Below are 12,156 nucleotides of genomic sequence, written 5' to 3'. Positions count from 1 at the left end.
AGTGGCTGCTGGTTAAGCCATTGCTAGTCGATCTGTTAGTTGCTAGTAGAACTGTTAATTACTAGTAGAGCTGTTAAAGACTGAATTGTTACAGGACATAGACCTAATGTGCACTAGGTTGATAGGTAAGATGTTTTTAGTGTGAATTAATTCTCACTTATTCGTTGCTTTCTTATTATTTGATACGCTTAGCCACTGTGAAATTAGTTGCTGTGAAAAAGAGGTTGTAATCCCTTATGCCAATTATGCGCTTTGATGAAGTTTCTCTCGCGTTTGGTGCAATGCCGTTATTAGATCAGGTCAGTTTTCAAGTTGATAGTGGTGAGCGCATTTGTTTTATTGGGCGAAATGGGGTGGGTAAATCCAGCCTTTTAAAAGTAGTTGAAGGTATTCAGGATATTGATGGTGGTACGCTTTGGCGTCAACCAGAGCTACGTATCAGTGCACTCCCACAAGAACTTCCCAAAGCGGATGAGAAAACCGTTTACCAGGTGGTGGCTGAAGGCTTAGCTGAAGTAGGTGAGCTACTTACCCAGTATCATCAACTTACTCATCAAGCAAATGATGAAGCAAGCTTGCAAACGTTGGCTCATGTCCAGTCGGCCTTAGAGCAAAAAGATGGGTGGCGTTTAAACCAGCGTATTGAAACCATGATCAAGCGCTTGAACTTGCCTGAAGATAAAACCATGGCAGAGCTGTCGGGTGGCTGGCGAAGACGGGTTATTTTGGCGCAAGCGCTGGTCAGTGATCCGGAATTATTGCTGCTGGATGAGCCGACTAACCACTTGGATATAGCCGCCATTGAATGGCTTGAACAGCAGTTAGCTGAGTTTAAAGGCGCTGTATTATTCATTACCCACGACCGCTCTTTTTTACAGAAAGTGGCAACCCGAATTATTGAGCTGGATAGAGGCTTGATCACCAGTTGGAGTGGTGACTATGCTAGCTTTTTGGCGCATAAAGCCCATCAACTGGAAGTTGAAGCCAGTCAGAATGCTGAGTTTGATAAAAAACTGGCACAAGAAGAAGCCTGGATTAGACAGGGGATAAAGGCCCGACGGACACGAAATGAAGGTCGAGTCAGAGCACTGCAGGCACTTCGCAAAGAACGAGCTCAACGTCGAGAAGTTCAGGGTAAAGCCAAACTGCAACTAGATAAAGCTGAGCAATCGGGCAAGCTGGTTGTAGAAGCTGAACATGTTTGCCACGGCTATGATGAGGCTCTCTTAATTGATGACTTTTCATGCCGACTGCTACGTGGTGATCGGGTTGGCTTGATTGGTCCCAATGGCGTCGGTAAAAGTACTTTATTGAGGCTACTACTGGGACAGGAAAAACCACAGTCAGGGACTATTAAGCATGGTACTAAGCTAGAAGTAGCGTATTTTGACCAGCTACGACTTCAGCTTGATGAAGAAAAAACCGTGCTAGACAACGTGGCTGATGGGCGTGACAGTATTGAAATTGGTGGTAAGTCTCGACATATCATGAGTTATCTGCAGGACTTTTTATTTACCCCTGAGCGTATCCGTACCCCCGTCAAGGCATTATCAGGCGGTGAGCGTAACCGTTTGCTGCTGGCCCGTATGTTCAGTAAACCTGCCAATATGTTGGTGATGGACGAGCCAACCAATGATTTGGATGTTGAAACCCTGGAGCTTTTGGAAGAAGCGCTACTGGACTTTAATGGCACATTGCTATTAGTCAGTCACGATCGTACCTTTTTAGATAATGTTGTGACCTCAACCTTTGTCTTTGAAGGTAATGGTCAAGTCAAAGAATATGTTGGGGGTTACCATGATTGGATTCGACAAGGGGGGGCATTTAAGGATTTAGTGTCTGCAGCGCAACCAGAAGAATCACCACTGCCTATAGAAAAAGCAGCAACCCTTGCTCAACAAAAAGCTGAAAATGAGCTTAAACGTTCACGAAAAAAACTCAGTTATAAATTACAGCGAGAGTTGGAACAGCTACCAGAAGAAATTGAAGATTTGGAGCAACAGCAAAGTATGCTTGAACAGCAAGTGAATGCGCCAGACTTTTATCAGCAGGAACAAGCTCAAGTTCAATCAACGTTACAACAGCTGACGGAGTTACAGCAGCAAATTGAAGACAAACTTGAACGCTGGACTGAGTTAGAAGCCATGCAGTCTGAATAGCGTTATATAGAGCGATTCCCATGTAGATGGGCATCGCTTTTACAAATAGTCATTAATACACAATAAATTTACTTGCCTACCCGAACGGCCAGCACATCACATTTCGCACCATGAAGAATACCTGTAGAGGTGGAGCCGAGTATCAAGGCTAGCCCATGACGTCCATGGCTGCCGACCACAATCAGGTCAACGTTTCTCTCTTCAGCAATACGGTGAATTTCTTTCTCGGGGCGTCCATACACAACATGTTGATGGCCTTCATTATTAAGGCGTTTAGCCAGCTCGCTGATCCGTTGACGGGCCTGTTGTGCAATTTCTTCTTGTAGCGTGGTTAAGTCCAGAGGAATATCACTGCCATAAGCAACACTTAAAGGTTCAACAACATGAACCAGGGTAATATCGGCATTGTGGTCTTTGGCAATCTCCTGGGCACGTTGCAAAACAATATCGGCTTCTTCTGTTAAATCCACGGCAACCAGAATATGTTTATAACGACTCATTAAAGTGACTCCTTGCTTTTTATATATCTTATTTAATAGGACTTATTGATGTGTCCGTGCGTCCTGGAAAACACATTACCCACAATGTGTTGTCTATAAAATACGGCTGAGTAGTATTGAATCTATCGTAACGGTATTGTAGGAAAAATTTATGACGTATCTCATTATCTTGCTGGGTGTACTTGCAATTGCAGGATCGCTGATGTGGATATTGCCCTCACCCGCAGACCGAAAGCGAATGGCGCTGCGTCAGGCAGCAATAGCAAAAGGGATAGAAGTACGCCAAACGCCTTATAATGATAAAAATGGAAGATCAGTCACCTGTATTGGTTACACCTGCCGCATAGCGCGACCCCAAGGTGATATTGAAATTATCCTGCAGCATGAGTTAAACGATTCGCCGCAGTGGACTGGATGGCCTGCCGCAGTAAATGATCGTCGCTTGCAGCCGCACTGGTCTGCTTTGCAACAAATGGTCGCATCATTGCCTGATGACGTTGTGCGAGTATCAATCACGTCAGCCTATGTCTCTGTATTGTGGCAGGAAAAGGGAACACCAGAAGCATTAGACAACATTATGCACTTTTTACATCAGGTTAAAGGCTGGCTGGAGCCATCTATGTGAGTTAAGGTTTTTTCAAGCCTTGCTACACCTGAAGGGCCTGCTCGATGAGTATTATGAAGCTGCTCTGATACGTGCATTAAGCTGACGTTTGTCATCAAAGTGTCATGCTGGTTGGATTGTTTTACCAGTGTGTTAGAAGGCCCTAGTAAGACAGGTAATGTGTTTTTCTTGATGGATCATCATTTTGCAATCGCTTGGACGTTAGGGTTAAAGCGTAGCCAATTAATTCTATCTTTCTCTACTCAGTAACGAAGATGTTCCATTTAGATGTAAATCTGACTTAAAGGTCATTTTATTTTTGACTTAAGGGTTATTGACAAATTGTCTGTTTTTAACGAAGGTTGCAATCTATAATTAAACAAACGTATGAATTATTGCTTACTCAACTTGTAGAACTATAAGCCGGTGGCACCGGCAGACTGTGTACCTTATGACAGAACATGCTATCTCTATGCAACCCACCTCCTTCTGGCGCGAGTGCGTTAGCTGTTGTCAGTAAGCCACACAGTTTTTGATCGGAACACAAGCTAACTCAGCGTGGAGATCACTAGATGATTTATGAAGGTCAGGCCATAACGGTTAAGCTCCTGGAAGAGGGTATTGCCGAGTTGCAATTTAATTTGCAGGGAGAATCGGTCAATAAATTTAATAAACAAACGCTACTGGAACTCCAGCAATCTGTGGTGGAGCTTAAGGCAAATAGTGCAGTAAAAGGTCTGGTGGTTACGAGCGGTAAAGATGTATTTATTGTTGGCGCAGACATTGGAGAATTTTTGGATAACTTCTCCCTGCCCGAAGAAGAACTCATGGAATTAAATCTACAAGCCAATGCCATCTTTAGTGCGTTTGAGGACTTACCATTCCCAACAGTGATTGCCGTTAATGGTATTGCCTTAGGTGGCGGCATGGAAATGTGTTTGGCGGGTGATTATCGCGTAATGGCCGATACTGCCCGTGTTGGCTTACCTGAGGTTAAGCTTGGGATTTATCCAGGTTTTGGTGGCACTGTTCGCTTACCTCGACTGGTGGGGGCCGATAATGCCATTGAGTGGATATGTGCAGGTAAAGAACATGATGCTGAGTCTGCCCGTAAAGTGGGTGTAGCAGATGTAGTGGTTCCTCTGGATAAACTACATGACACTGCAGTCAATTTGGCGAAACGCTGTGTCAGTGGTGAGCTGGATTATCTGGCAAAAAGGCAGCCAAAGTATGAAAAATTAAAGCTGAATAATATTGAATCGATGATGGCGTTTGAAACGTCAAAAGCCTATGTCGCTTCACAAGCAGGTCCAAACTACCCAGCACCTGTTGAAGCTATTAAAGCCATGCAAAAAGCTTCCACCAAAGGCCGTGATGAGGCGCTAAAGATTGAAGCCAAAGGTTTTGTGAAAATGGCCAAAACCAGTGTGGCAAAAAACCTCATTAATTTATTTTTGCATGATCAAGCCTTAAAAAAGCAAGCAAAAGACTATCAGGAAAAAGCGGCGAAGGTGACCAAAGCGGGTGTCTTGGGAGCCGGTATTATGGGCGGTGGTATTGCCTATCAGTCTGCGTATAAAGGCACGCCTATTGTCATGAAAGACATTAACCAGCAAGGTTTGGATCTGGGCCTGCAAGAAGCCGCCAAGCTGTTGGTAAGACGTGTTGATAAAGGACGGATGTCAGCGGCGGGGATGGCAGAGGTACTCAATCGTATTGTACCTGTACTGTCTTATGGTGAGCTGAATAATGTCGATTTGGTGGTGGAAGCGGTTGTTGAAAATCTGTCAATAAAACATAAAGCACTTGCTGAAGTCGAAGGCCAGCTTGCTGAAAACGCGGTATTAACTTCTAACACCTCAACGATTTCCATTACTGAACTCGCAAAACCACTTAAGCACCCAGAGCGTTTCTGTGGAATGCACTTTTTTAACCCAGTACATATGATGCCGCTGGTGGAAGTCATTCGTGGTGAAAAAACCAGTGAAGAAACGGTGGCTACTGTTGTTGCCTATGCCAAGTCATTAGGGAAGACACCTATTGTCGTCAATGACTGCCCAGGCTTTTTGGTGAACCGCATATTGTTTCCTTATTTTGGTGGTTTTGCCCTGTTATTGCGTGATGGGGCTGACCTTGTCCAGATTGATAAGGTGATGGAGCGTTTTGGTTGGCCAATGGGACCTGCTTACCTGTTGGACGTTGTAGGTATTGATACCGCAGCACATGCTGAAAAAGTCATGGCTGATGGCTTTCCTGATCGTATGAAACGAGATTTCAAGAGTGCTCTCGATGTTCTGTTCGCCGAAAAGCGTTATGGCCAGAAAAACGGTTTAGGTTTTTATCGCTATGAGCCTGATAAGCGTGGCAAACCGAAGAAGAAAGTGGATGCAGATGTTCAAGCATTACTGAAAGAGGTGACTCAACCCTCACGGGAGTTCACTGAAGAAGAGATTATTGCACGGATGATGATTCCTCTGTGTCTGGAGACAGTTCGCTGTCTGGAAGACAACATTGTAGCGAGTGCACATGAAGCGGATATGGGGTTGATTTATGGTGTTGGCTTCCCTCCCTTCCGTGGAGGTGCATTGCGTTATATCCAAGACATGGGAATTGCTGAATTCTGTGCACTAGCAGACCAGTACGCTGAGTTGGGGCCACTTTACCAGCCCACAGCAAAACTTAGGGAAATGGCAAAGAACGGCCAGCTTTTTTTTGATAACTAATTCAGTGACTGGAAGAGGGTACAAGAACCATGAGTTTACAACCAAGAGATGCAGTCGTTGTTGATTTCGTACGGACCCCGATGGGGCGTGCCAAAGGTGGCATGTATCGCCATGTTCGTGCAGATAGCCTGTCAGGTAAGCTGATTACAGCGCTTTTAGCGCGTAATACGGATGTGAACCCGGCTGAAGTTGAAGATGTGATTTGGGGGTGTGTTAACCAAACACTGGAGCAAGGTTGGAATATTGCCCGGATGGCTATGTTGATGACACCTATTCCTCATACTTCCTGCGGTCAAACAGTCAGCCGCTTATGTGGCTCTTCAATGTCTGCATTGCATACCGCAACACAGGCCATTTTGACCAATAATGGTGATGTGTTTGTCGTTGGCGGTGTTGAGCATATGGGTCATATCAGTATGATGCATGGCGTTGATCCAAACCCTGAGCTTAGCCTTCATGCAGCGAAAGCCGCTGGTATGATGGGAATTACCGCTGAATTTCTCAGTAAAATGCACGGCATTGGTCGTAAACCACAGGATGAGTTTGGTGCGCGATCTCATCAACGTGCTCATAAGGCGACAATTGAAGGGCGTTTTGCCAACGAAATTGCACCGATGGAAGGTTTGGATGAAGATGGCAATTTAAGGATATTTACTGAGGATGAAACAATTCGTCCAGAAACGACCTACGAAACATTGAGTCAGCTTCGTCCGGCGTTTGATCCTAAAGCGGGCACTATTACAGCAGGCACGTCTTCACAAATAACTGATGGTGCATCTGCTATGTTGGTAATGTCTGCTCAGCGAGCAAAAGATTTAGGTTTAACGCCTATTGCTAAAGTACGAGCGATGGCTACGGCAGGTGTAGACCCTTCCATTATGGGTTATGGGCCTGTACCTGCGACCAAGAAAGCCTTGAAGCGCGCGGGATTGACCATGAATGATATTGACCATGTTGAGCTCAATGAGGCGTTTGCTGCACAGGCATTACCTGTATTAAAAGATCTGAAATTACTTGACAAAATGGATGAAAAAGTCAATCTCAATGGAGGAGCAATTGCGCTTGGTCATCCGTTTGGTTGTTCTGGTACCCGAATCTCTGGTACATTGTTGAACATTATGCAACAACAGAATGGTACTTTGGGTATAGCCACCATGTGTATAGGACTTGGCCAAGGGATCACCACGGTCTTTGAACGGGTTTAATTCCTGGTATACGTCAAAAGCCGGAGGTTAACTCCGGCTTTTTTGTTTTAAGAGACTTTATTTGTCTTGGGTTTTAGTGATTGCGATTTAAAGTATTTTTTAGGTAAATCGCGTTTAATGATCGCGGCTTGAGATAGCGGCTTTAGGTGTATGTTGTTGCTTTTAGTACATATTTGGGATGATGACAGCTATGAGTAGACTTGATAGTGTGTAAGATCGTCCTTATATATGTCGCAAAATTCAATAGATTTTCTATCTTTATGGATAAATTTACGTTTGTTCTGGAAATGACAGGTCAGCATGGGTAAATCATTAGTAATTGTTGAGTCGCCAGCAAAAGCCAAGACAATAAACAAATACCTGGGTAGCAATTATATCGTTAAGTCCAGTGTGGGTCATATCCGTGACTTACCAGTAAGTGGGAATAAAAAGGCAGTCGATCCCAAGGCGCGTGCAAAAGCTGCAGCAGAAACACGTAAACTGACGCCGGAACAGCGCGCTATCCATAAGGAGCGTAAGGCCAAAGAACAACTCATTGGTCGTATGGGGGTTGATCCGGAAAATGACTGGAAAGCGCAATATGAAGTGCTGCCTGGCAAAGAAAAAGTTGTTGATGAATTAAAAAAATTAGCCAAGGGCGTTGACCAAATATATCTGGCAACGGACTTGGACCGTGAAGGGGAAGCCATTGCCTGGCACTTGCAGGAAATCATTGGCGGAGATAGTGACCGCTATCGTCGGGTCGTTTTTAATGAAATTACCAAAAAAGCGATTCAGGAAGCGTTTGAGTGCCCTGTGCAAGTGGATAAAAATCGAGTCAATGCGCAGCAGGCACGACGGTTTTTAGATCGTGTCGTGGGTTACATGGTATCTCCTTTGCTTTGGGCCAAAATAGCCCGAGGTTTATCGGCAGGGCGTGTGCAATCAGTTGCTGTTCGATTAATTGTTGAGCGGGAGCGAGAAATTCGTGCGTTTGTTCCTGAAGAATACTGGGAAGTTTTTGCAGACCTTACCACCGATGATGGTCATGCACTGCGTTTGCAAGTGACTAAACAGAGCGATAAAGCATTTCGTCCTGTCAATAAAGCGCAGACAGATGCTGCTTTAGCGCAATTACAAAAAGCCAGTTATGCAGTAAAAAATGTTGAGCAAAAGCCGACTCAAACTAAGCCTCCTGCACCGTTTATCACGTCAACCCTTCAGCAAGCAGCCAGTACACGTTTAGGTTTTAGTGTTAAAAAAACCATGACGTTAGCGCAGCGCTTGTACGAAGCAGGCCATATTACCTACATGCGTACTGACTCAACCAACCTCAGTCAAGATGCGGTAGACAGTTGTCGTGAGTATATTACAGAACATTTTGATAAATCCTATTTACCGAAAGCGGCTAACCGCTACTCCAGTAAAGAAGGTGCTCAAGAAGCTCATGAGGCCATTCGCCCCTCTTTTGTCAATGCGCAGCCTGGTTCTATTGATGGGCTAGAGAGAGATGCTGAGCGTTTATATGAGTTAATTTGGCGACAGTTTGTAGCCTGTCAGATGTCTCCAGCAGAATACCTTAGTACCAGTATTGTCGTAGGGGCTGATAACTTTGAATTAAGAACACGGGGTCGTGTACTTAAATTCGCCGGCTTTACCAAAGTGTTAACGCCTATCGGCAAGAAGGGAGAGGACATAATTCTCCCTGAGTTGACGGTTAAGCAGTTACTTGCATTACAAGCGCTCGATCCGAGTCAGCATTATACCAAGCCACCTGCACGATTTACGGAAGCATCTTTAGTGAAAGAGCTTGAAAAGCGTGGTATTGGACGACCTTCGACGTATGCTTCAATTATTTCTACCATTCAGGATCGTGGTTATGTGAAGCTGGAAAGTCGCCGTTTTTATGCTGAAAAAATGGGGGATATTGTTACTGATAGGCTTACAGAAAACTTTAAAGACTTAATGGATTATAGTTTTACAGCCAATATGGAAGAGAACCTCGACCATATCGCTACGGGTGAGTTGAATTGGAAACAGTTGTTGAATAGTTTTTATGCGGACTTTTCCAAAAAGCTAACGCTGGCAAATGATACAGAAAAGGGAATGCGTGCGAATGAGCCTACCATGACAGATATTGACTGTCCTTCGTGTGGGCGCAAAATGCAGATTCGTACGGCCAGTACTGGCGTATTTTTAGGTTGTTCTGGCTATGCACTGCCACCAAAAGAGCGTTGCAAATCAACCATCAATCTGGTGCCGGGTGAAGAAGCGGTTGCGGCCGATGATGAAGAAGGTGAGGTTAATGCATTACGTGCTAAACATCGCTGTACTAAATGTGGTACTGCGATGGATAGCTACTTGCTTGATGCACAACGTAAGCTGCATATTTGTGGTAATAATCCGGATTGTTCAGGTTATGAAATTGAAGCAGGACAGTTTAAATTAAAAGGCTATGAGGGGCCAACCCTTGAGTGTGATAAGTGTGGTGCAGAAATGCAGCTTAAGACAGGGCGTTTTGGTAAGTACTTTGACTGTACCAGTGAAAGCTGTAAAAACACCCGTAAATTACTTAAAAGCGGTGAGCCTGCACCACCTAAAATGGATCCTATTCCAATGCCTGAGCTTGCTTGCGAGAAGGTAGATGATACGTACGTACTTCGTGATGGGGCTTCCGGTTTATTTTTGGCGGCAAGCCAGTTTCCTAAAAATCGTGAAACACGCGCGCCATTAGTGAAAGAATTAATACCTCATCAGCAGGCTTTAGATGTTAAATACCACTTTTTGCTGTCAGCACCGCAAAGTGATCCAGAGGGAAATCCTGCGGTTATCCGCTTCAGTCGTAAAACGCAAGAGCAGTATGTTATGACTGAAGTTGATGGTAAGGCTACTGGTTGGCGCGCATTTTATCGAGATGGAAAATGGGCCATAGAGCAGAGTAAGCGTAAAACCGCCACCAAAACCAGCAAGAAGAGCGCAGGTGCTTAATTGATCGCTAAATGCAGGGTGTACATTTGCTGTTGTATAGATTATGTCCGGATTAACTGAATCAACTCAATTAAAAGCATGTCAGCGCTATGTTGATGTGCGTACTCAGCGGGCATTACAGCTAATGCAGCATTGGCAGCAGCAGACTGAGGATAATGTTGAGTGTGACCAGAGTACATCTTCTCAACATTTTTTCGCAGATGCTTTTGTCCTGTTGTTATGGCAGGCTGTTATTGGCTGGGTGAATGAGCTAAATGTGCATTACCAGTGTCATTGTGAGGCTGTGCAGCTACTTAATCCTCAGGATATAACGGAAGTCTCGTCATTGCCTATGGATATTCAACATTTATTTGAGCTAGCCAGTCAACCTGATGCCTGGCTAGCTCAACTGTTGAGAGCCGTTAGGCCAATTTTGGTGGGGGCGAGTGCCAGCTCATCCCTTTCCATGCCATTACCGATGGGCGTTATAGGTGGTGAAGGTGACCAGCATATAAATCAGGTGTTGAGTAATCAGATTCCGGTCAAACAGCTTGATGTACAGGCTACTTCTGCAGAGGCTGTTGACGTGTTATTAAGTGATAATATAAGCATCACGGACAGGGTCTTCCAATGTGGTAATACATGGTTGACTTCTTTACTGGAGGAAATCAGTCGAGTGCGAATGCTGCTCATTGAATATTAATTATTAAAAAATAACCAAGTAGTCGCTACTTTCTAGGTGTCTTTAGCCGGTAATAATTTAATTATACTGTTTGTGTTGGTAGGCGTTCCCTGATAAGTTTATAGTTTCGGGTTGTGCCTTGCTCTTGTAGTGGTAGAATGGCCAAAGTGTTTAACTGTTATTGAGAAGAAATCATGCCTTCTTATTTGGAAATTATTGAGTTACCGGATGGAGACATTGCGTTACAGCGAACGGACACAGAAGAGGAGCAGCCACTGGTAACAATCAGCTTTTCTGAAGAGGCAAAAGCAATTTTGCAAGAAAATCACGTTGAGGTTGCAAAGGCAATGATGAGTGCTGGAATTCAAATGGTAGGCCTCATGTCTGAGTCAACGCTAGAAGCTGATGAAAAAGACCACGTTTTGCATTAGCCCATTTTCTGTCATCTGTTGTTAATGCATATCCACAGTATTTAGGCCATTAGCAGCTGCTGGTGGCGATTCCTTCCTGTAATGATCCGAGCTTTTTAGGCATCAAGTCTTACCTAAAAACCTTTTTATTTTTAATGGAATAGCATCCTAATGGCTAGGGGTGATCCTTAATTGTTAGACAAGAATTTTTTGTAAAATATTAATGGCTTGACTATTACCACGTTGTGCAGCCCCTTCTAGTAATTCCACAGTATGCTCATCAATATAATCCAGCCAACAGACGACGGTATGGCTTTTTCCCATTTGTAAGGCTTGCAAGGTAAGCTGTAACAGTGAAACCTCACTAGTTGCGGTCAAAAACAATGTTGTTTGCCGATTGAGTTTAGAATCTTGCAACCAACGTATAGTGAGCGATTTAAGCTCGGGTGGACAAACAATGGTTAACCAGCGCTTAGTATTATCATTATTAAGATCCGCTAATATTGAGGGTATAATTGATGCCAGAAGCTGTTCAGGCCCTGAAAAAACAAACTCACTTACTCGACCTCGTTTGCTATTTTTATGATGTTGTCGTTGTAAAATAGGTCGGGCTTCAACCTGAATAGACATGAATATTCTTCCATTTTTTTCCAAAACCCGAACCGGATAATACCAACAAACTATAATTTCAACTTTGCAGTAATTCACTCTTATAATGTTTTTTGCTTAGTCGATAAATTAAGGTGATAAATATCTTATTTTTTTGCTATGCCTCTCGACTTTATAATTTGTCACTAAAAATAATAAAAAAAGTGTAGAAACATCTGAGATCGCTGAGTAATGCGTAATTTTGATACTTAATTCACATTTAATTAACGTATACCCACAGCGAATACGACGTAAATCCTTCCCTGGAGGCCCCTTAAG

9 protein-coding genes are annotated in these 12,156 nt (G+C 43.9%); 7 read left to right on the top strand and 2 right to left on the bottom strand.

The features are described 5' to 3' along the window. Window positions 1–236 precede the first annotated feature (236 nt). Window positions 237–2,159: an ATP-binding cassette ATPase Uup gene (gene uup, locus F607_RS0101455; RefSeq protein ID WP_027706614.1), complete on the top strand. Its 1,923-nt coding sequence runs from the start codon at window positions 237–239 to the stop codon at window positions 2,157–2,159. A gap of 68 nt (window positions 2,160–2,227) precedes the next feature. Here uup and F607_RS0101450 read toward each other — a convergent pair whose 3' ends face one another. Continuing rightward, window positions 2,228–2,659 carry a universal stress protein gene (locus F607_RS0101450; protein WP_027706613.1) on the bottom strand — a complete coding sequence of 144 codons (432 nt, stop codon included), beginning with the start codon at window positions 2,657–2,659 and terminating at the stop codon, window positions 2,228–2,230. Between the two features lie 151 nt (window positions 2,660–2,810). On the opposite strand from F607_RS0101450, the gene F607_RS0101445 reads away from it, so the two are divergent. The 6 genes from F607_RS0101445 (at window position 2,811) to F607_RS0101420 (ending at window position 11,250) form a co-directional block, all read left to right on the top strand. Next, window positions 2,811–3,284, top strand: a complete 474-nt coding sequence (locus F607_RS0101445; RefSeq protein ID WP_027706612.1) for a hypothetical protein — start codon at window positions 2,811–2,813, stop codon at window positions 3,282–3,284. A gap of 551 nt (window positions 3,285–3,835) precedes the next feature. Beyond that, the gene (gene fadB, locus F607_RS0101440) at window positions 3,836–5,986 is read left to right on the top strand and encodes a fatty acid oxidation complex subunit alpha FadB (RefSeq protein ID WP_027706611.1); all 2,151 of its coding nucleotides are present in this window, start codon (window positions 3,836–3,838) and stop codon (window positions 5,984–5,986) included. A gap of 29 nt (window positions 5,987–6,015) precedes the next feature. Beyond that, the gene (gene fadA, locus F607_RS0101435; RefSeq protein ID WP_027706610.1) at window positions 6,016–7,191 is read left to right on the top strand and encodes an acetyl-CoA C-acyltransferase FadA; all 1,176 of its coding nucleotides are present in this window, start codon (window positions 6,016–6,018) and stop codon (window positions 7,189–7,191) included. 300 nt (window positions 7,192–7,491) lie between these two features. Next, entirely contained in the window at window positions 7,492–10,158 is a 2,667-nt protein-coding gene (gene topA / locus F607_RS27670; protein ID WP_038289556.1) for a type I DNA topoisomerase, read from the top strand. Window positions 10,159–10,201: 43 nt separating this feature from the next. Continuing rightward, window positions 10,202–10,840: a hypothetical protein gene (locus F607_RS0101425; RefSeq protein ID WP_027706609.1), complete on the top strand. Its 639-nt coding sequence runs from the start codon at window positions 10,202–10,204 to the stop codon at window positions 10,838–10,840. Window positions 10,841–11,013: 173 nt separating this feature from the next. Beyond that, window positions 11,014–11,250: a hypothetical protein gene (locus F607_RS0101420; protein ID WP_027706608.1), complete on the top strand. Its 237-nt coding sequence runs from the start codon at window positions 11,014–11,016 to the stop codon at window positions 11,248–11,250. Between the two features lie 174 nt (window positions 11,251–11,424). On the opposite strand, the gene F607_RS27665 is transcribed toward F607_RS0101420, so the two are convergent. Continuing rightward, window positions 11,425–11,859, bottom strand: a complete 435-nt coding sequence (locus F607_RS27665) for a SulA-like leucine-rich domain-containing protein (RefSeq protein WP_051310665.1) — start codon at window positions 11,857–11,859, stop codon at window positions 11,425–11,427. Between the last annotated feature and the right edge of the window lie 297 nt (window positions 11,860–12,156).

The organism is Zooshikella ganghwensis DSM 15267, from assembly GCF_000428585.1.
Lineage (GTDB): Bacteria > Pseudomonadota > Gammaproteobacteria > Pseudomonadales > Zooshikellaceae > Zooshikella > Zooshikella ganghwensis.
The sequence above is the reverse complement of the archived record's forward strand: the minus strand, read 5'-3'. Positions and strand labels throughout refer to the sequence as shown.

What these genes read in the sequence shown, in the direction of transcription:
- uup (WP_027706614.1), top strand. Translation starts at nt 237, where the DNA reads ATGCCAATTATGCGCTTTGATGAAGTTTCTCTCGCGTTTGGTGCAATG.
- F607_RS0101450 (WP_027706613.1), bottom strand. Translation starts at nt 2,659, where the DNA reads ATGAGTCGTTATAAACATATTCTGGTTGCCGTGGATTTAACAGAAGAA.
- F607_RS0101445 (WP_027706612.1), top strand. Translation starts at nt 2,811, where the DNA reads ATGACGTATCTCATTATCTTGCTGGGTGTACTTGCAATTGCAGGATCG.
- fadB (WP_027706611.1), top strand. Translation starts at nt 3,836, where the DNA reads ATGATTTATGAAGGTCAGGCCATAACGGTTAAGCTCCTGGAAGAGGGT.
- fadA (WP_027706610.1), top strand. Translation starts at nt 6,016, where the DNA reads ATGAGTTTACAACCAAGAGATGCAGTCGTTGTTGATTTCGTACGGACC.
- topA (WP_038289556.1), top strand. Translation starts at nt 7,492, where the DNA reads ATGGGTAAATCATTAGTAATTGTTGAGTCGCCAGCAAAAGCCAAGACA.
- F607_RS0101425 (WP_027706609.1), top strand. Translation starts at nt 10,202, where the DNA reads ATGTCCGGATTAACTGAATCAACTCAATTAAAAGCATGTCAGCGCTAT.
- F607_RS0101420 (WP_027706608.1), top strand. Translation starts at nt 11,014, where the DNA reads ATGCCTTCTTATTTGGAAATTATTGAGTTACCGGATGGAGACATTGCG.
- F607_RS27665 (WP_051310665.1), bottom strand. Translation starts at nt 11,859, where the DNA reads ATGTCTATTCAGGTTGAAGCCCGACCTATTTTACAACGACAACATCAT.